This is a genomic window from Maricurvus nonylphenolicus (assembly GCF_042854845.1).
Lineage (GTDB): Bacteria > Pseudomonadota > Gammaproteobacteria > Pseudomonadales > Cellvibrionaceae > Maricurvus > Maricurvus nonylphenolicus.
The window spans coordinates 4,290,719-4,310,981 of sequence record NZ_AP031498.1 but is presented as its reverse complement, the minus strand read 5'-3'; the positions used below and the strand labels follow the sequence as shown (position 1 = coordinate 4,310,981).

At 47.7% G+C, this 20,263-nt stretch carries 15 protein-coding genes; 11 read left to right on the top strand and 4 right to left on the bottom strand.

All coding sequences use genetic code 11. The features are described from left to right. The first annotated feature begins 62 nt into the window (after nt 1-62). The 3 genes from ACGHZ6_RS18735 (at nt 63) to ACGHZ6_RS18725 (ending at nt 3,370) form a co-directional block, all read left to right on the top strand. Nucleotides 63-995 (top strand): oxidoreductase, encoded by a 933-nt coding sequence (locus tag ACGHZ6_RS18735; protein WP_390615552.1) that lies wholly within the window; start codon nt 63-65, stop codon nt 993-995. A 113-nt stretch (nt 996-1,108) separates the two neighbouring features. Beyond that, on the top strand, nt 1,109-2,251 hold the full coding sequence (locus ACGHZ6_RS18730; protein WP_390615551.1) for an acyl-CoA dehydrogenase family protein: 1,143 nt from the start codon (nt 1,109-1,111) through the stop codon (nt 2,249-2,251). A 12-nt stretch (nt 2,252-2,263) separates the two neighbouring features. After that, the gene (locus tag ACGHZ6_RS18725) at nt 2,264-3,370 is read left to right on the top strand and encodes a CaiB/BaiF CoA transferase family protein (RefSeq protein ID WP_390615549.1); all 1,107 of its coding nucleotides are present in this window, start codon (nt 2,264-2,266) and stop codon (nt 3,368-3,370) included. A 188-nt stretch (nt 3,371-3,558) separates the two neighbouring features. Here the strand turns inward: ACGHZ6_RS18725 and ACGHZ6_RS18720 are convergent, their stop codons facing one another. The 3 genes from ACGHZ6_RS18720 to ACGHZ6_RS18710 form a co-directional block, all read right to left on the bottom strand. Next, nucleotides 3,559-4,569, bottom strand: coding sequence for an AraC family transcriptional regulator ligand-binding domain-containing protein (locus ACGHZ6_RS18720; protein WP_390615548.1), 1,011 nt, complete (start codon nt 4,567-4,569; stop codon nt 3,559-3,561). Between the two features lie 118 nt (nt 4,570-4,687). Next, entirely contained in the window at nt 4,688-5,617 is a 930-nt protein-coding gene (locus tag ACGHZ6_RS18715; RefSeq protein ID WP_390615547.1) for an SDR family NAD(P)-dependent oxidoreductase, read from the bottom strand. A gap of 20 nt (nt 5,618-5,637) precedes the next feature. Continuing rightward, nucleotides 5,638-6,438, bottom strand: a complete 801-nt coding sequence (locus tag ACGHZ6_RS18710; RefSeq protein ID WP_390615546.1) for a crotonase/enoyl-CoA hydratase family protein — start codon at nt 6,436-6,438, stop codon at nt 5,638-5,640. Between the two features lie 368 nt (nt 6,439-6,806). Between ACGHZ6_RS18710 and ACGHZ6_RS18705 the strand changes: the two genes are divergently transcribed. The 4 genes from ACGHZ6_RS18705 to ACGHZ6_RS18690 all read left to right on the top strand — a co-directional run bounded on the left by ACGHZ6_RS18705 (nt 6,807) and on the right by ACGHZ6_RS18690 (nt 13,031). After that, nucleotides 6,807-8,048, top strand: coding sequence for a thiolase family protein (locus ACGHZ6_RS18705; protein WP_390615545.1), 1,242 nt, complete (start codon nt 6,807-6,809; stop codon nt 8,046-8,048). Nucleotides 8,049-8,094: 46 nt separating this feature from the next. After that, on the top strand, nt 8,095-8,892 hold the full coding sequence (locus tag ACGHZ6_RS18700; RefSeq protein WP_390615544.1) for an SDR family NAD(P)-dependent oxidoreductase: 798 nt from the start codon (nt 8,095-8,097) through the stop codon (nt 8,890-8,892). 37 nt (nt 8,893-8,929) lie between these two features. Then, the gene (locus tag ACGHZ6_RS18695; RefSeq protein ID WP_390615543.1) at nt 8,930-10,486 is read left to right on the top strand and encodes a class I adenylate-forming enzyme family protein; all 1,557 of its coding nucleotides are present in this window, start codon (nt 8,930-8,932) and stop codon (nt 10,484-10,486) included. 97 nt (nt 10,487-10,583) lie between these two features. Then, complete coding sequence (locus ACGHZ6_RS18690; RefSeq protein ID WP_390615542.1) at nt 10,584-13,031, top strand: TonB-dependent receptor; 2,448 nt, start codon at nt 10,584-10,586, stop codon at nt 13,029-13,031. A gap of 70 nt (nt 13,032-13,101) precedes the next feature. Here ACGHZ6_RS18690 and ACGHZ6_RS18685 read toward each other — a convergent pair whose 3' ends face one another. Beyond that, entirely contained in the window at nt 13,102-13,701 is a 600-nt protein-coding gene (locus tag ACGHZ6_RS18685) for a TetR/AcrR family transcriptional regulator (RefSeq protein ID WP_390615541.1), read from the bottom strand. 165 nt (nt 13,702-13,866) lie between these two features. Between ACGHZ6_RS18685 and ACGHZ6_RS18680 the strand changes: the two genes are divergently transcribed. The 4 genes from ACGHZ6_RS18680 to ACGHZ6_RS18665 all read left to right on the top strand — a co-directional run bounded on the left by ACGHZ6_RS18680 (nt 13,867) and on the right by ACGHZ6_RS18665 (nt 20,231). Further along, the gene (locus ACGHZ6_RS18680; RefSeq protein WP_390615540.1) at nt 13,867-14,853 is read left to right on the top strand and encodes an NAD(P)H-dependent flavin oxidoreductase; all 987 of its coding nucleotides are present in this window, start codon (nt 13,867-13,869) and stop codon (nt 14,851-14,853) included. A gap of 23 nt (nt 14,854-14,876) precedes the next feature. Then, nucleotides 14,877-16,673: an acyl-CoA dehydrogenase C-terminal domain-containing protein gene (locus tag ACGHZ6_RS18675; protein WP_390615539.1), complete on the top strand. Its 1,797-nt coding sequence runs from the start codon at nt 14,877-14,879 to the stop codon at nt 16,671-16,673. Nucleotides 16,674-16,858: 185 nt separating this feature from the next. Next, a complete protein-coding gene (locus ACGHZ6_RS18670) occupies nt 16,859-19,129 on the top strand; it encodes a TonB-dependent receptor (RefSeq protein WP_390615538.1) in 2,271 nt (756 codons plus the stop codon). 91 nt (nt 19,130-19,220) lie between these two features. Beyond that, complete coding sequence (locus tag ACGHZ6_RS18665; RefSeq protein ID WP_390615537.1) at nt 19,221-20,231, top strand: helix-turn-helix transcriptional regulator; 1,011 nt, start codon at nt 19,221-19,223, stop codon at nt 20,229-20,231. Nucleotides 20,232-20,263 lie beyond the last annotated feature (32 nt).

The window sequence follows — 20,263 nt, the reverse complement described above, 5'->3', positions numbered from 1 at the left end:
GTCTTTTTGCGTAAAGCTCAAAGGATAATGCTGAGTGATTAAATAGCACACAGGTTATCAAGATGTTGAATAAACGCGGATTTAGAGAAGAGAACGTAACATCTCAACAGGGGAAAACCGTTCTTGTCACGGGCGCCGATAGCGGCATTGGTTTTGAAGTATCCCGAGTCATGGCTGCTAATGGCGCTCGAGTACTTATGGCGTCTATAAGCCAGGAACTGGCCGAAAACGCGATGAAGCGTATAAAAGCCATTGTACCAAGTGCTGAACTGCGCCCTATTATTATTGATTTGGGAGACCTGGAGTCGGTAAAAGCTGCTGCCAAGGCCGTATTGGAAGAGCCTAAATTGGATATTCTCATTAACAATGCCGGTATTATGATTCCTCCCTATGGTAAGACCAAAGATGGATTCGAATCTCAATTTGGCATTAATCATCTTGGGCATTTCGCATTAACCGGATTGCTATTGGAAAAGCTCTTTGCGACACCAGATTCCCGCATTGTTACAGCCTGTAGCATGGTAGAAAAGTTTGGAGAGTTTAATTACGACGATATTCATGCCGAAAAAGAATATAAAGCCTTTGATCAATATGCGATGAGCAAATTATCCAATTTGATATTTGCTTATGAGCTACAGCGACGTTTGGATAAGGCGGGTAGAAAAACTATTTCAGTAGCAACGCACCCGGGAGTAGCCGCCAACACAAACTTGTCTCAGCACTTTTCCAAGTGGTTTATGCTGCTTGAGCCTGTTTCCAAGCGTTTGGGGCTGGTTAACACCGCTGATTCCGGGGCTTGGCCGATATTGTGCGCTTCAACCGCTGAGTTTGTTAAGGGGGGAGATTACTACGGCCCGAAACGCTTTTTTCAGTTTGCTGGCCCGGCTGTCAAAGTTAAATCCGGCGATCTGAGTTATGACCTGTCTGCAGCTAAAAAGCTGTGGGATATGTCGGTGGAGATGACCGGTATTGACCCCATGCAGGCCGTTGCCTAACACAATTTAAAGTTTGGTTGATAAGTCAAAATGTTCTTCTGAATGGTCATCTGTTTATCTTGCTGATTCCCTTAGTATTTAAGTAAGTTATAAGAGATAAATAGGAGTTATTCGTGAGTTATCAACCAAATGAAGAGCAGCGTATGGCTGTTGACGGGCTGCGTAAGTTTCTTGCCGATGTTATTGAGCCTCAAGCAAAGGAATATGGAGACAACAAAATTCCCAAGGAGCTAATGCAGGATTGGTTTAAACAGCTGGTCCCCTTTGGCTTGATAACTGCTCCCATTGCAGAAGCCGACGGCGGTTTGGGACTGGATTGGCAAACCCACTTATACCTGTACGAAGAACTGGCTTACTCCTCTGTGGATATCGCTGTCCCCTTGGCTATTAACACTTTTATTGCCAACTCCCTGGTAACAACTGCGTCAGAGGAACTCAAACAACGCTATTTGCCAGGCCTGCTATCTGGCGAGCTGTTCGGTTCTGGTGCTATCTCGGAACCCGATGTAGGTTCCGATGTCAGTGCGGTCAAAACCCGTGCCGTCAGAGATGGAGATCACTGGGTTATTAACGGTGAGAAAACCTGGATCACCAATGGTCACTATTCCGACTTCATCATCTGTACCTGTAAAACCGGTGATTTTGAGTTAAGCCACATCCTGATTGACCGTAAAGAACATGGCTACGAGTCGCGAGATATTCCCAAAATCGCCATGAACGGACAATCTACCGCCCAGATCTTCCTTGATGATGTACGCGTACCGGTCAGTAATACTCTGGGTAATGTCGGTGACGGCCTCAAGAACACCCTTAAGAACTTTGAAATTGCGCGCTGCCATATGGCGACTTGGGGAGTTGGTCTGGCCCGACGCGCTCTGGAAGAATCCGTAAAGTACAGCCGTGAGCGTACCCAGCACAGAAAACCCATTGCCGGACATCAAATGATTGCCGAAAAACTGGCGACAATGGCTACCAAAATCGATGCTGCTCGTCTGTTAACGCATCGTGCAGCCAGCCTGGTGGATGAAGATATCCGCTGTGATGTGGAATGCTCCATGGCGAAATGGTATGGCACCGAGATTGCCGTTGATGCAGCACGTGATGCGGTTCAGATTCACGGTGGTAACGGCTTAACGAAAGAATTTATTGTTGAGCGTCTAGTTAGAGAGGCCATTATCTCCCCAATCCCTGATGGCACCACTGAGATCCAGAAGTTGTTGATTTCCCGTTATCTGACCGGCATCAGCGCATTTTAAGTCGGGGTAACTATGGGACCTCTTCAAGGTATAAAAGTAATAGAAATCGCCGGCATAGGGCCGGCGCCCATCGCCGGTATGATGCTCGCCGATCTGGGTGCTGAAGTCATTCTGGTTGAGCGGGTGGCAGGGGAAGGGCATCGCGCTTCCCCTGCTGAGTTTTTCCGTCGTGGAAAAAAGTCACTGGCTTTGGATTTAAAAGCACCTGACGCAGCAGAAATGATTTTATCGCTGCTGGAAGAATCGGATGTATTAATTGAAGGTTTCCGTCCAGGTGTAATGGAACGCTTGGGTTTAGGCCCAGATGTTTGCCTGACAAGAAATAAACGTCTGATTTACGGCCGAATGACAGGTTGGGGCCAGGACGGGCCCTTATCGCAAGCGGCGGGGCATGATCTAAACTATCAGGCCGTTACGGGGGCGGTGCACTACAGTGGTTTCTCTGGGGACAGGCCTTACCCAACATCAACATTGGTAGGTGATGTAGCTGGCGGTTCCATGCCTCTGGTGCTTGGGATAGTTTCTGCGTTATATCATGTTCAGCGCACGGGGGAAGGGCAGGTTATTGACGCTGCTATCTGTGATGGCACTATTTATAACTTAACCTTGCTCGCAGGTTTGAAAGCGGCTGGCGCCATTGGCGAAGAGCGTGGTAACGATCCTTTTACTGGGGCTGCTCATTGGGCCAATACCTATTCATGTGCTGATGGACGTTATATAACCGTTCAAGCGTTGGAGCCAAAGTTCTACCAACAGCTTGTCAGTCTATGTGGTTTCGATGAAGATCCTGACTTTGCTGAGCAATATAATCAGCAGCTATGGCCATTGGCTACAGAAAAGATGAACGCGCTGTTTGCAAGTCAATCGCAAGATCACTGGTGCAGCATATTTGAAGGCACTGATGCTTGCTTTGCGCCTGTCTTAAGTTTGTCTGAGGCTGCGCAGCATTCCCATAATAAGGCTAGAAATAACTTTATCGAGGATGAGGGGATTCTGTGTCCAGCGCCTGCTCCGAAGTTTAGTATTACTCATCAGCAGCCAGGAGAGATTGTGCAACCAGGTCAGCACACTGAGGAAATCGTAAATAGATTGAAGTGCAAAGAGAGCACTGCTGTTTAGATTGTGAGTATTAGAAAAGTAAACAACAAGTGGCCTTAAGATTGTGGTCCCACCTTACCTTCCAAAACCTTCGGAGGCAGGACGCCGACGTAGAGCGCTGTTTGTAAACGAGAGTGGATGGCGGAAAGCGTGTTTTGGAAGGTAAGGTGGGAGCGCAGTCGCCACGATCTAATTTTATATCGTAGCTGTTATTGTTGGGACCTAAAATGACTCGGGGAAAAACCGGTCCAGCGTTTAAACGTCCTGGAAAAAACACTGGAATCAGCAAACCCCAACCGAAACGCAATTTCACTGATCGGCATTTCTTCCTTGGAGACATAAATAAAGGAATATTCTTTGCGGATTTTATCCAATACTTCCCGGTAACTGGTGCCTTGTTGAGAGAGTTTCAAACTGAGGGTGCTGGCGCTCATATTGAGTCGGTTGGATACCTTTTCCTTGGTAATATGTCCTTCCGATAGTATTTCAATCAGCACAGCTTCTGTGCGTTTAACAATATCATTCTTTTCCAGTTTGGCTAGGGCACTGGCAATGATGTCATCATTAGCTTTGGCGAGTTCCGGGCAGGCGCCGATTAACGGTGAAATCATATCCTCCTTATTAAACGTCATGGAGGTATTATCATTGCCAAAGGTTACCGGTGCCTGAAAGAAGTTTTCAAACTGCGCGGCGCCTCTGGGGGGTTCTGGTCGCTCCAGATTAACCTGAAGGGGAGCGAAGTCTTCCTTGTACAGAAGCCGCATCGCATGAATCATAAAACTGTCGAACATATCCTGTGATTCAAAACAGTTTAATTGCAAGGCGTAACCTTCAAGTTTAATTTCATTGTCACGTTCATGAACTTCCAGAAACCCGTTCTGAGAAGCAAACTTAACGTTCTTGGATAATCGCTCACAAAACTCAAACAACGTTTGGCTGGAAAGCAGGGCAAAGCCAAGGGCATGTATGTTAGAAGAGTGCACAAATCGACCTGCGTACAGACCAAAGCAGGGGTCGCCGGTGGCTTCAACACTGAGCTTGCAGAGTGTATTAATGGTTTCGTTGGACAATCGATCCATTGGATCGTTGGTCAGTGTGCGGTCAATGCCGGCCTGATGAAGAATCTTCTGGCTGTCGATGCCTTTACTTTCCAGCGCCTTGGACAAGGCCAGTGCTATGCCTGCCAATACAGTGGTGCTTGAAGAAGACGTCGGAGTCATTGCTTATCGCTATAGGTTATTTGAATACTTGCTCTCTATATCATGTTTACTATAGAGAGCGTTGATTACTCACTCGCACTTTGATTGATCATATGGGTATAGCCCCTCTGAGGCAAGTTTAAGACATCCCCCCTCGGTCGCCACCACTGACCACAATGGATTGCCCCGTGACATAGTTAGCTAAGGGGGAGCAAAGCCAGAAAATAGAATCAGCGGCTTCCTGTATGGTGCCATTGCGCCCCAGGGAAGCTCTCGGATTTGGCCAAGGTGTATAAAGTTCCTTGTCGCTGGGAATGTGGTCTATATCGATATTAATACCAAGCCTTTCTGCCTGCTTGTGTGGCATGCCCACTTTAATCTCATTCCCGCCGGTGTGGATAACTTCTCGTTCGGATTGAGGTTGGGCAAGTCGGGTTTGAATAACACCAAAACAAACGGAGTTGCAGTTGACTCGCAGGTTTCCCCATTCCTGGGTGAGCGACGTCATTAGCCCCAGCATGCCCGCCTTGGCGGAGGCATAGTTGCTGCCACCGGCTAGTCCCCACTTTCCTGCCAATGAAGAAACCAATACAAATTTACGGTGATTACTGATGCCTTGAGCATTTTCTGTCTCTGCTGCTTGACGAAATACGGGAGCGCAAGCGCGAGCGAGACGGAAAGGTACAATCAGGTGTATATCTAGCATGGCTTGAAACTGCTTATCGGTCATGGCATGTATACTGCTGTCCCAAGCGTAACCGGCATTGTTGACGACAATATCTAGACGACCATATTCTAAAAGGGTATCTGTGACTAGCTGATCGCATATTCCCTCTGCAACAAGATCGCCAATAAACACACTGGCGCTACCGCTGAGATTGTTAAACCTGTTATTGATACTATTGGCTGTTGTCGCGGCTGCAACTTCATCAATATCAGCAATAACCACATGGGCCCCATTGGCGGCCAGAATCTCCGAAGTAGCGCCGCCAATACCGCGGCTGCCTCCGGTCACGATAGCGACCTGACCTTTTAGCAGATCGCTGCGTAGCGTTGGTTGAGTAATCACGCTAAAAGCCTGTTCTCGCGTTACTTGCCTTGCCAAACAGGCATGCGTTTTTCGGCGAACGCTTTGAGGCCTTCCAGAACATCTTCAGACTCCAGAACAGGTTTTGCGATCACCATTTGTTTGTCCCAGGCTTCCTTGTCAGACCAGGTGCTGGATTGCTGGATAATGGCCTTACTGGCCTTAATCGCTAATGGTCCCGCCGCGCTGATGGTGTTGGCCAGTTCAATAGCTCCAGCCAAGGCTTCACCGGGTTCGGTTACCCGATTAACCAATCCTAGCTCAGCCATTTTTTCGGCGGACCAGGGCTTACCGGTGAGTGCCATCTCCATGGCCAAGTGATAGGGGATACGTTTGCTTAAACGGAACAAGCCGCCGCCAATCGCTAATAAGGCGCGTGAGGCTTCGGGTAAACCAAAAATCGAAGCGCGAGAGGCAACAGCCAGATCGCAACTTAAACTCAGTTCCATTCCACCGGCCAAGGCTGGACCTTCAATGGCCGCAATAATTGGCTTCTCAGGCGGTTTTTGCATTATGCCAAAGGGGCCTCGTTTAGGTGCTACCGCCATATCTCCCTGAGAGGCGGCAATCAGGTCTTGCCCGGCTGAAAACACATCGCTAGAGCCAGTGAGAATCGCACAACGCAGATTGTTATCGGCTTCGTAGTTGTCGATGGCTTTTTCCAGTGCCTTGGCTGTGGCGCTATCAAAGGCATTTTTCTGTTTTGGGCGGTTGATACGAATAACAACAACGTGATCACTGACAATATCGTATTGGATGACGTCGTCTGAAGCGATTTCTTTGATTTCTTGCTGGGCAGTCATGGGGTGCTCCGAAATTATGGCAGGCGTCTGGCCTGTTTCTGCTTGAAATACATTGACGTTTTATTCTAACGACTGACGCTGTTAGTACTAGATACCCAGCTTCCCGAACTCTTAATCTTGGTTGTTTGATCATTCATCTTGTTTGAATGGTCATCTTTATATTTTTGTCGTTTATCAAAGAAATGACTTATCCCATTTTAAGGATATCTTCAAAAGGCACATATTCGGGTTTGATCGAAATGCAATGCGATTAAATCGGATGGTCATATGCCAAATTGGGGTAACTGCTAGGATAAAAAGCCATTTTAAGGTTGATGCGCCATAGGCCTAGAGCATTGCTGGGTAGCGCGAGAATTTGAGGAAGTAGTATGAGTGAATTATACGTCGTTGGCGTTGGCATGACCCATTTCGGTCAGCATAAAGATCGCACACTGGAAGATATGGCTGGCGAGGCACTAAATCGTGCATTGAAAGATGCTAGCTGTAGTGTGGAAGATCTAGGCTGTGCCTACTACTCCGGAATTACCAATGGTCTTTTGCAAAAGCAAACCGCTATTCCTGGCCAGGTCGTGTTACATAAAATCGGCGTTCAAGGAATTCCTGTATACAACGTAGAAAGTGCTTGCGCGTCTGGTTCCCTGGGATTCAATCTTGCATTGCAATCTTTAAGGGCGGGTAGTTGTGATGTTGCTTTAGCAATTGGTGCAGAGAAAATGCACATCGAAGACAAAGCAAGCATGTTTAAGGTTTTCGATGGAGGTTGGGATGTATCCAGCATTGAAGAGAATACCAAAATTCTGTTAAAGCCTAATCCTGGTTTTGTTGCGCCGGAAGGTTCAGAGTCTGACCGCCCTTACAGTTTGTTTATGAAGCTCTATGCTTCTGCTTGCATTAATCACATGGTGAAGTACGGGACCACACAGCGTCAAATCGCTGCAGTGTGCGCCAAGAACCATACTCACTCAGTACACAACCCCTACGCGCAATTCCAAATGCCTATGACTATTGAGCAGGTATTGGGTGCGCCGCCAATTACTTACCCATTGACCATGCCAATGTGCTCGCCCATGAGTGATGGTGCTGCGGCAGTGATTGTGTGTAATGAAGATGGTTTAGCCCGTCTTGGTATCGATAAGAAACGCGCTATTCGCGTGGCGGCCAGCGTTGTACGTAGTGCAACCACACGCTCAGATGAACAGCCCGAATTGCACTGTGAACGTTTAGCGGCGATGGAAGCTTATGAAATTGCTGGCTTTGGCCCTGACGATATTCATGTGGCGGAAGTTCACGACGCGACGGCTGCGGGCGAAATTTTCCATGTTGAGAATCTTAACTTTGTTGACTTTGGTGAAGGTGGTCCCGCTGCGGAACGCGGTGAATTTACGATTGGTGGTCGCTTGCCTGTTAACCCTTCAGGAGGTTTGGAATCAAAAGGTCACCCCATAGGAGCAACAGGTCTGGCGCAGATCTTTGAGTTGGTAACACAGCTTCGCGGTGAGGCTGGTGGCCGTCAGGTCGATGGCGCACGTCATGCTCTTCAGGAAAACAGTGGCGGTACGGTTGGCATTGAAGAAGCCGCTGTTGCAGTCAACATTTTTACCAACGATTAATTTAATCCTTAACGTATAACAGAAGTAATAGGTAGGAGTTACAGGAATGAGCAAGAATATTTTAGAGCTGAATGGTCGCGTTGCCCTGGTTACAGGTGCTGGTCAAGGTGTTGGTCGTCAAATTGCGATGGATTTGGGTACTGCTGAAAATAGCGGTGGTGTAGCCGTAAACGATTACTTCCTGGATCGTGCAGAAGCTGTCGCTGAAGAGATTCGTCAAGCGGGTGGTAAAGCGGTTGCTGTGCAAGCTGATGTGACCAACCTGGATAGCGTTAAAGAAATGGTTGCTAAAACCAAGGAATCGTTAGGGCCTGTGGCAACACTGGTAAACAACGCCGGTAATATGGGCGCGACTCCAACCGCTGATGTATGGAAACCGTTTTGGGAAACTGGTCCAGAAGTATGGAGCCAGACCATCAACGTTAACCTGTTTGGTGTGATCAATTGTGCCGCTGCTGTAGTGCCAGGAATTATTGAAACCGGTGCTCCTGGTCGTGTGATTACCATTATGTCGGACGCGGGTCGTGTAGGTGATTCTGGTGTGCAAACCTATGCTGCAGCTAAAGCGGGTGCTGCAGGTTTTATGCGCAGCTTGGCTCGCGATCTGGGGCGCTTCCAAATTAACTGCAACACCATCTCTATTGCTGCCACCAATACTCCGGCTATTGCTCAGGTTTTGGAGAACGAGCAGATGCTCAAGAAGATGATGTCTGCTTACGTTATTCGTCGCGTTGGTGAGCCTAGCGATATTTCTAATATGGCGTTGTTCCTAGCCTCTGAAGCCAGTTCCTGGATTACAGGTCAAACCTATCCAGTTAATGGTGGTTACTCATTCTCTCTATAAACCCTTGTTTTGTTTGACTGATATCTAAGAGGTAGGAATGCGATTTTCAGATTATTTTGACCTGACAGCAGAAAGGCATGCCGATGCTGTTGCCATTGTGGAAGGTGAGGCTCGTCTTACTTTCTCCGCTGTGAAGGAAATGATGCATGCTGCAGGTAATGCGTTAGTTCATGATCCGAGTGTAAAAGCTGGTGCTCATGTGGCGATTTACTCACACAACCAGTACTGGGTGCCTATTCTATCGCTAGCTATCAGTCGAGCAGATATGGCTTCGATTGCTGTGCAGGTGCGCAGCTCCATTGATGCCAATTCACAAGTGTTGAGCTTTATGGATTGCGACGTGATGTTTTTCCACAGTGCTTATGAAAAGGAAGTTACTGAATTAAAAGCACGAGTACCGAATATTAGCCGCTATATCTGTATAGATGGAGATTCTGTACACGGCCCATCACTTGAATGTTGGTTAGAAGAATTCAATAAACCCTATGTGTCGGGTATGGAAGATCCCGATGCTGTTGCTTCGCTAAGGCCAACGGGTGGAACTACCGGACCTTCCAAAGGTGTTGTTCACACTAATCGAACTTCTGAAATTACTTTGGTTAATGCGTTGCAGAACATGCCTGAGATGGAGGCTGAAGCAAGGTACTTGGCAGTAGCGCCTTTGTCGCATGCTAGTGGCGCAATGGCAGCAATGACATTAATTGCCGGTGGTTGTGTAGTTGTGTCCAATAATACACACCCCGATGAGCTCCTGCGGGCTATTGAGCAATACAGAATCACGACCATGTTCTTACCGCCTACCTTGCTGTACATGGTTATGGCGAGTCCTTTGATTGGTGATGTTGACCTGTCTTCATTGAAAGTGATTCGTGTTGGCGCTGCACCTATCTCTCCCGAAAAATTCAAAATGGCTGTCAAAATTTTCGGCCCAGTTCTACATGAGGCCTTTGGTCAAACGGAATGCTCAATCGGCATGACCGAAAAGGGCCCTGAGGATTATTTGAATGAGGATGGTAGTTTTAATGAGGCCGTTTTGCCTTCGATGGGTAAACCTTCTTCTTATTTGCGAATGGAAATTATGGACCCTGAAGGCAATATTCTCCCTGTTGGTGAGAAGGGGGAAATCGTTGTACAGACCAGCATGGTGATGGCCGGTTACTACAAGAATCCCGAGGAGACAGCTGCAACCATTAAAGATGGTTGGCTGCACACAGGTGATGTCGGTATTAAGGATGAGCAGGGTTATGTCACTTTGGTGGATCGACTAAAAGACATGATTATCTCCGGTGGTTTCAATGTCTATCCTGCGCAGATAGAAGCCGTCATTCAGGGGCATGAATCGGTACTGGATTGCATTGTTGTGGGTGTCCCTGATGAGAAATGGGGAGAGGCGGTTAAGGCTGTTGTTCAGCTGAAACCGGGTTGTGAATGTACGGACGAAGCATTAATGGCCATGTGCCGTGACAGCTTGGGTGCCGTTTATACCCCGAAGAGTGTGGAGTTCAGGACTGCGCTACCGCGTAGCCCGGCTGGAAAGTTATTGCGCAGGGAGGTGCGTGCAGAGTATTGGGCTGATCAAGAGCGGGCCCTGTAAGTATTCGCCATAAGCTGGCGTTTATAGGGAGTAAGCAGTTGATGGTGTTAACGGCTTGTTCCCGACAATTAATAACTATAAATAGAGGTGAGATAAGATGAAAGTAAAGCTGTTAACTGCTGCAATAGGTTCTATTGTCCTGGCTTCAACACCGACTGTACAAGCAGAGTCATTTGTACTTGAAGAGATTGTTGTAACGGCACAGAAACGTGAACAAAGTTTGCAGGATGTCCCTTTGGCCGTAACTGCTTATGATGCCCAGGCACTAAAAGCTCAAGGTATTGATGATGTTATCGATTTAGGCACTTCAAACCCCAGTCTGAATTTTAGTACCGGGCAGAATAAGGTAAGCAATAGCCCAATTCGTATTCGCGGTATCGGCACCGTCGGTACTAACGCAGCCTTTGAGGGTGCTGTGGGTGTATATGTTGATGGCGTATATCGTAGCCGTTCGGGTATGGTGTTGGCGACTTTTAATGATATTGGCGGTGTTGAAATCCTACGTGGCCCGCAGGGTACACTGTTTGGTAAAAACACCACGGCCGGTGCCATGATTTTAAACTCCACCAGACCTGGGCAGGATTTTGAAGCGGGCGGTGAAGTAACTTTGGGTAACTATGGTAAAGAAAAGGCCAGCTTTTTTGTTAATGGTGCGGTGAGCGACACCTTATCTTTACGTGCCAGCATTTTGAGTGACCAAGCTGATGGTTTTATTGATAACCCAGCAACGGGTAACGATAAACAAAATACAGATCTGTACTCTGTAAAACTGCAGGCATTGTGGGAGCCCACTGCCGAGACTTCAGTCCATGTTATTGCAGATTACAGCAAAGCCAATGAAACCTGTTGTGATGGTATGGGTACCCGAATTGATGCGCCGGATCCGACTAGCCTGCTGGATGGATTCTACAGCGGGCAGGCGTCTCTGAATGGACTACCTTATTTTACCGATGATCCTTTTGACCGAAATAACTATACCAATACTGATGGTACCGATAAGTCCGTTGACCAAGGTATTGCCGTAATTGTTACCCATGATCTCACCGATGATTTGACCTTGAAGTCCACAACCTCTTACCGTGAATATACCAATGAGCAGGAAAATCAAGACAGTGATTTTGGCCCCGTTGATCTTCTCCGCGGAGGATCCACTAATGAGTTCGAGACTTTTTCTCAAGAGTTTAATCTGACGGGTAGTTTCGATTTAGGCGATATGCCGGTTGAATATGTGGCAGGGGCCTTTTACTCGAATGAGGATCTGGAGCGTCGATCAACACGATATACTGAAAGCCAAGCGGGAGCTAACTTTCACACAATAATGAATGTTCTAAGTCTTAGCCCTGTTACACCGGATGGTGATCCTAATCCATTTTATGCTTTATATAATGCATATGCTGGTTTCTTTAACCCTATAGAGTTGGCTAATCCTGCTTCTACACTGCCTGGTTCAGACTCTGAATCAGTTCTGGAAAATGAAGTATGGGCGCTCTATTCTCATCTTACTTTTAGCCTCACCGATAACTTGAACCTGGTTACCGGCCTTCGCTACTCCGAGGAAGAAAAAGCTGTAGATTTTAATAATCTAATGGGAACGACAGAAGAGTACTTTGACTACCTGCGCCAGAATGATGCAGGTATCATGACTCTTGGTGCTTCTACGACATCGCCTGATTTTAGTGAGTCTATTGATGAGGAAGAGTGGACCTATTCGGCTAGTCTTCAGTACTTTCCTACAGAAGATATTCAGCTTTATGCAAGCTATTCCAAAGGTTTTAAAGCCGGCGGAATTTCCCTGGCTGGTGATGCTGTTGGCCAATTAATTACTACCGAGCATACCTACACAGATTGGGTAGCAAATGGAATGGATTATAATGCAACTCCATTAGTTCTCTCTCCTGAGCTGGACCCTACTTATGATCCAGAGTACGTAGATGCTTATGAAGTTGGTCTAAAAGCTACATTCCATGACGGTCGTGGACGTTTAAATACCGCTATTTTCTATTCCGATTATCAGGATATTCAAGTCACCACCTTCACCGGTACAGACTTTATCACCACCAATGCGGATACCGCTAAATCCCAAGGTATTGAAATGGAACTGGATTATGCAGTGACTGAAAACCTGCGTGCTGATATTGCTATTACTTATCTCGATGATACGACTTACGGTAGTTCGGAGCTGATTTCTCACCTGGAAGGTCGCGACCAGGCTTTCGCGCCAGAGTTTTCCGGTGCCATGAATCTGAGCTATAGCCGAGGCATTAATGAGATTCTGGAAGGCTACGCCAATCTGAATATTTCGTATATGGGGGAGCACTTTATCTCTAATGATACCGACTACCAGGAAGAGTATACACTGGTAGGTGGCACCATCGGTTTGAGATCTCAAGACGGTGTATGGGACGTGGGCTTGTTCTGCCGCAACTGCTTTGATAAGGAATACTACAACTTCGGTTTTGATGCACCATTACAAGCACACAGCCCGCAAATGGGTAACCAAGGGGCTCCAAGAACCTATGGCTTGGCTGTATCAGCTAATTTTTAATCGCTAAGCACTCTCTTGCTTGGACTTTTCGGGGCTTTTATAAGCCCCGTTTTTTGTTTTCCTAATAGAGTTACGTAAACAACGTATCTTCCAACATATTGCGCAGTACCGTCTCGCGATCCCCTTCGCTGTGAATCATCCCCTCAATCATCAAACTGGCAATACCGTGAATAATAGCTTGTGAGAAAATCTTGGCGCTTTGCTTTTGCCTTTGCGTTTGCTCGTGGTTCGGATCACGTAACTTTTGCAGATCGAGTGTGTTTCTTGCGGGGCATTTAAAAGCCAGGCGACGAGCGTCAGCCAGCGCCGTATAACGTTCGTTATCTGCCATGGATGAATCGAACATCAAGCGATAGGTGTTGGGGTTGTCGGCTGCAAAATTCAGGTAAGCCATACCCACTTCGATATTGCGTTCCACCACATCGTCGTATTGGTCGAATGCCTCGTGACTTAAGCGGCTTAACTCCAGAAATCCTCTCTCGGCTACCGCTGCTAGCAGCTCATCCTTATCGGAGAAGTGGCGGTACAGGGCGGTCTGCGATACCCCAACCTGCTGGGCCACCTTACGCAGGCTGAAGTTGGCCTGGCCGTGTTCGGCTATCAGATCGGCGGCGGCACTAATCAAGGCTTCTTTCAGGTCGCCGTGGTGGTAGGAGCTAGCTTTAGCCATTGATTCTCTTTATCTGGTTGTGGGCCTTTGATGCCCTGACTTAATGGTCGCGCATGGTATCACAGTGGCCAATTGCTGAGTGAATTCTAACATAGTGTTTACACTGTTAACATTTCTTGGTATGTTTATGTTAACGGTGTAAACATTAAGTGAGAGAGATATCCCATGGCAATACCTAAGTCCCTTGAAAATCAGCTGTCTATTCCTCTGATTGGTTCCCCGCTGTTCATTATCTCCAACCCGCGTCTGGTGGTGGAGCAGTGTAAAGCTGGTGTTATTGGCTCATTTCCAGCCCTGAATGCTCGCCCGGTAGAGCTGCTGGACGAATGGCTGACCGAAATTAATGCCGAACTGGACCGCTATAAGCAGGAAAACCCGGATAAGCCGGTGGCACCTTTTGCTGTGAACCAGATCGTACATCGCTCCAATGACCGCCTGCAGCAAGACATTGAGTTATGTGTAAAGCACAAGGTACCTGTGGTAATTACCAGCCTGATGGCCCCAACTGAGGTTGTAGGCCCTGTGCATTCCTACGGCGGTTTGGTGTTCCACGATGTGACCAATGTTTACCACGCTAAAAAGGCGATTGAAGCCGGTGTCGATGGCTTGATTCTCGTATGTACCGGTGCCGGTGGCCACGCAGGTAACCTGAGCCCATTTGCCTTGGTATCTGAAATTCGTGAGTTCTACGACGGTACCATTATCCTGTCTGGCTCCATGTCCTCAGGTCGTGATGTATTGGCTGCAGAAGCCATGGGTGCCGATATGGGTTATATGGGCACGCGCTTTATTGCCACCGAAGAAGCTCAAGCTGATCAGGCTTACAAACAAATGCTGGTAGATAGTACGGCTGACGATATTGTTTACTCATCACTGTTTACCGGTGTTAGCGGTAACTACCTGAAGCCAAGTATCAAAAATGCCGGTATGGACCCGGACAATCTGCCGGAAGCCGATAAGTCCACCATGAACTTTGGTAGTGGCGGCAACACTGACAAGAAAGCCTGGAAAGATATCTGGGGCGCTGGCCAGGGCATTGGTCGTATTTCTGATGTGCCAAAAGCCGGCGAGCTGATTGCGCGCTTTGTTGAAGAGTACGAAGAAGCCAAGCAGGAGTTGATTGGTTCTGCTTTCCCTGTACGCCAGAAGTAATACCTGGCTAACGGAGACAGACCATGTACAGTTATCAGGCTCCCCTTAGGGACATACAATTTAGTGCCTTTGAGTTGCTCGGTTATGCCGAGCACTATGCCAGCTTGCCCGGTGTTGAAAGCATCGATGCGGAATTTGCCGAAGCCGTGATGGATCAGACGGCACGTTTTGCTGAGGATGTGTTGGCACCACTCAATGCACCAGGAGATCTTCAAGGCGTACGTTGGCAAGACGGTCAGGTGTTCACGCCTGACGGTTTTAAAGAAGCGTATCAACAGTATGCTGAAGGTGGTTGGGTAGGGTTTTCCTGTCAGCCTGAATACGGTGGTCAGGGTTTACCTAAATCATTGAATACTATGATTGGTGAAATGCGTGGGGCAGCCAATGTAGCCTGGTCAATGGGAGCTTCATTGAGTGCAGGGGCAATTGATACATTAATGGCTTATGGCACTGAAGAGCAGAAGCAAACCTACCTGACACGTTTGATTACCGGTGACTGGACTGCCACCATGTGTCTGACCGAATCCCATTCGGGCACGGACTTGGGGCTGTTAAGAACGCGCGCTGAACCCAATGCCGATGGTAGCTACGCGATTACCGGCTCGAAAATATTTATCAGCTACGGCGAGCACGATATGACAGACAATATTGTTCATATCGTTCTGGCCCGTTTACCGGATGCACCGAAAGGTACTAAAGGTATCTCGCTGTTTATTGTGCCCAAGTTTAACGTTAATGCTGACGGCAGTTTGGGCGAGCGCAATGGGGTAACCTGTGGATCCATTGAAAAGAAAATGGGATTACACGGCAGCCCTACCTGCGTGATGAATTTTGAAGGTGCAACCGGTTATTTGTTAGGCCCAGAGAATCGTGGCCTAAATTGCATGTTCACCTTTATGAATGCAATGCGTTTGGGGACGGCAGCACAGGGTGTTTTGCACTCACAGGTTGCGCTGCAGAAATCACAGCAGTATGCCCGTGAGCGTTTGCAAATGCGTTCCTTGTCCGGGGTAAAGGCACCTGAAAGTGAAGCCGATCCTATTATTGTGCATCCCGATATACGGCGCATGCTGTTGACCCAAAAGGTTGTTGCCGAAGGTGGTCGCATGTTTGTGCACTATATGGCACAGCAATTGGACCTGAGTGAGCATGCCGCTGATGAAGCGCAGCGCGAGCAGAGTAACAAGCTGTTATCTTTCCTGACGCCAATCGGTAAAGCCTTTTTAACCGAAATGGGATTGGAAGCCGCAAGCCTCGGCATTCAGTGTTTTGGTGGCCACGGTTATATCCATGAAACCGGTGTAGAGCAGAATCTGCGTGATGCACGAATCTCCACCTTGTATGAAGGTACCACTGGTGTGCAGGCCCTCGACCTGTTAGGTCGTAAAGTACTCGGCAGTGGAGGGGAATTACTGGGCTTGTTTACTTCTCAGGTATTGGAATTCTGCAAGGCTGAGCGCAGTGAGCAATTCAGTGGCCAAGCCAAACAGCTGGAGCAATTGGTCAAAGACTGGTTACAGCTAACCCAGGGTATTGGTGAAAAAGCCATGCAGGATGCCGATGAAGTAGGTGCGGCGTCTGTGGATTACCTGATGTATTCCGGTTATGTGATCTTTGCCTATTTATGGTTGCGTGCGGCGGAAGTGGCTGCTGAGGCGATTGAGAGCAAAGGCGATGCCGATGGTTTTTACCAGGCCAAAATTGATACCGCATCCTTCTTCTATCAGCGTATGCTCCCGCGTGCTATGGCTCACAAGGCCGCAGCTGGTGCTGGAGCTGAATCTCTGATGGCGATTGCCGAAGAAGGCTTTTGTTTTTAGTCTAGTTAATGTCTCTGTCTACTAGACGATTTTTATACGCCGGCAATTGCCGGCGTTTTTTGTTGTGACTGTTTGTATGCTATTGGCGCTTCGGGTATTGAGTTTGGCGCGCAAGGTATAGTGGGGAAAAATATTATTCGTTAGATTCTTTCTGGATAACTATAAAAACGTTGGAGAGAATTGTGATGAAATCCCTTTTCCGTATCAGTCCGCTTGCGGCTTCTGTTGTGGCTACTGTTGGTCTGTCCCCCTTTTCCGTAGCTGAAGAAACCTTCACCCTGGAAGAGATCGTCGTAACGGCACAAAAGCGCGAAGAGTCTTTACAGGATGTCCCTATTTCTGTTTCGGCCATGAGTGGTGAGAAAATCAATGAGGCTGCTATCCCGAGTATGATGGACTTTGCGGCCTATGTACCTAATTTTGCTGTAGCGCCATTGGCTCTTGGAGATGTCGTCTCCATTCGCGGTATCCAATCAGGTGTGTTGGCCAGTATTGAGCAATCAGTAGGCTCCTTTGTTGATGGTATTTATCGTGGGCGTGCAACCCAATCGCGTTTTTCCTTTCTCGATGTTGGCATGGTAGAAGTCTTGCGTGGACCGCAATCAATTTTGTTCGGCAAAAATACAATTGCTGGTGCCGTGAATATTACCTCAGCCAAACCCATGGATGAGTTCGCCGCTGAGTTGTCGGGGTTGTATGAAGTTGAGCATGAAGAAACTGAAATCAAAGGTTATGTTTCCGGTCTTTTAACGGAAAATCTGCGTGGGCGTTTAGCCTGGTTAACTCGCGATATGGATGAGGGATGGATAGAGAATGAGTTCAACGATAAGCACGAACCGCTCACCGATGAAATTGCAGGTCGTGTATCGCTGGAGTGGGATGCTACTGAAAACTTGCTGGTCTCGTTTAAATACGAGATGGGTGATTGGGATAATCTAGGAGGCAGTACTGACCAAATCGTCTTGACGCCTACCATGGAGGGGTTGATGCAAGCTGCCGGTTACGATGCCACGCCAGCTAATGGCAAAACGGCGATAGGGAATACAACCCCAGGTATTGATTATCCTGGTCAGGGCTATTTCAAAGGTGATTCCGATGAGACGGCTTTGCGTGTCGATTACAGTACGGATAAAGGCACGGTGACACTGATTGCTGGCTACTCAGGGTATGAGTTCGATCGGGCTGTTGATGCTGATTTTTACAACTCACCCGTAGAGATCGGCTTTGAAGAGGTTGAAACCTATGACCAGGAAAGCCTGGAGTTGCGTTATGTCTCCGAGTTTGGTGAAGGCTTTGAATTTATTAGCGGGCTCTATTACCAGCAGAGTGACTTGGATAGCCAGGCAAAGTCGTTGGTCAATAACACAGGACTGTTACTCAATCGTTATGCCTATTTAGAGCAGGAATCTGAAAGTTGGTCTGCCTTTGCTCAAGGCACTTGGGAAGTGCGAGATGATGTCAGGGTGACCTTGGGCGCCAGATACGGTGAAGAAGAGAAATCCGCCGCTCAAGGTGTTCACTGTGCTGAATGGGATACCTTTACCGCCAATGATGCTCTGGCAACCTGTGCGACTAATCAGTTTTTGCTGGAATTTACACCACACGATTTTACCGACCTTAAGCGTGATGAAGAAAATTGGACCTATTCTGTTAATGCGCAATGGGATGTTACGCCGGATGTAATGCTGTATTCCACATTATCGACAGGCACTAAAGGGGGCGGTTTCAATAATTTTGCCTTAACAGATGATCCCGCTGAGGCGGAGTTTGAAGAGGAGAAAGTTAAGTCCATTGAGGTGGGTGCCAAGATGACACTGCTGAATGGCGCGGCTGAAGTGAATGTGGCGTTATTCGATATGGACTATGAGGACCTCCAGTCTTCTGTTTATACCGGCAACAGCGGGTTTGTTGTGAAAAATGCTTCGTCTGCTGATATTACCGGCCTTGAAATTGATGGGCGTTGGCAGTTAAGTGAAAGCTTGATGTTAAGAGGCTCAGCAGGTTATGTCGATTTCACTTACGCGGATTATGATACCGCAGGCTGTACACAGGCACAGATTGCTGCCTATACGGGGTCAGGAGCTTGTAGCCAGGATCTGAGTGGAGAGTCGACGCCATTTACACCGGAATGGACAGGAAGCCTTTCTCTGGAGCACGAAATTGAACTGACTCAGCAACTGTTTTTACGCACCGTCATAGATGCAAACTATAAGGGGGAGCATTCAACCGCGGCGGATAACGATCCGGTATCCATGCAGGATGCTTATACCTTGTGGAATTTAACCCTTACCCTGGGGGCGGTTAATGAGCGTTGGGATGTGTCTTTAGTGGGGCGCAACCTTACGGATGAGGAATACTATATTTATAGTAATGATGTTCCTTTCTCCAATGGTGGGCATCAGGCTTCATTTGGCAGAGGTGCTAACTACGCTGTTCGTGGGCGTCTTAAGTTTTAGTTATATCTCTCATAAGTGAATTTGATCTCAAATATTCTTGAAGCCTCCGGTGGATCTGTTAAGGTTTGCGGGAGGTTTCAGGAGAGAGTCAATGTGTACCGAGTTTGTCGGCAAGCTCTTCGCGGGGCTTGTTCAGCAGGTTATTTCTGATGCCGGGCAGTCACCCAAAGAAACATTGCTTCGTCATGGTTTAAGCGAGCTTATTGATCTTGCACCGGATGAGCAGATAAATGCGAAGGTTGCTAATAAGGCTTGGGCGCTTATTCGGCAATATCATGGGGCAGAAGCCACTGTTATTCGCATTGCGCAAACCTACTTTCGGCCTGCTATGTTGGGCAGTGTTGGGATGGGCCTGCAATGCAGTATTTCCTTAAAAGATGCTATCCAGCGTTTGGTTGATTCCTCTCGTTTCTTTACCGATACCTCTCTGTTTGAATTGGTCGAATCCTCCGATAGCGTAGGCTTGCTAATCACACCCAAGGTTTCGGAAGAATTTCTTTGCGTTGATAACATTAACCTAAGCGTGGCATTTTTCTTCGCGTTTCTTAGTCATATCTATCCCGGTGTTCTGGCGCCGCAAAAAGTGACCCTATTTGGCCAATCTGTCGATGCTCTTCATGAGCACGAAACATTTTATCGCAGCTCTGTAGACTGTGACCTCGTTCAGGTAGGGATTATTCTGTCACGTGAAAATGCCGAGTTAGCCTTGCCGACCGGTAATCCAACGCTAGCGTCTTGGCAGGATAGATTTACAAAAAGTGCGATAGAAAAACAGCGCAGTGACAGAGGGATACATGCGGTAAAACAGCAAGTGCGCCGCTGCCTTGAACATGGGAGTGAACCCGTTTGCCAGGAAGTGGCTTCGGCACTGAATTTAAGCCAGCGCAGTTTTCAGCGCAAGTTAAAAGAGCAGGGCACAAGTTTTAAGTTATTGGTCTCTGATGTCAGGAAAGCGATGGCGTTGGAATATTTAAGCCAGCCAGCATCTTCACTTAATGATACGGCGTTTCGTTTAGGATTTTCAGACCACAGCAGTTTTGCCCGGGCCTTTAGGCGTTGGTACGGAATAACACCAACAGAATTTCAGATGTCTATGGAGTAGGGGCAGGATATTGATATCCTGCCCCTGGTGTA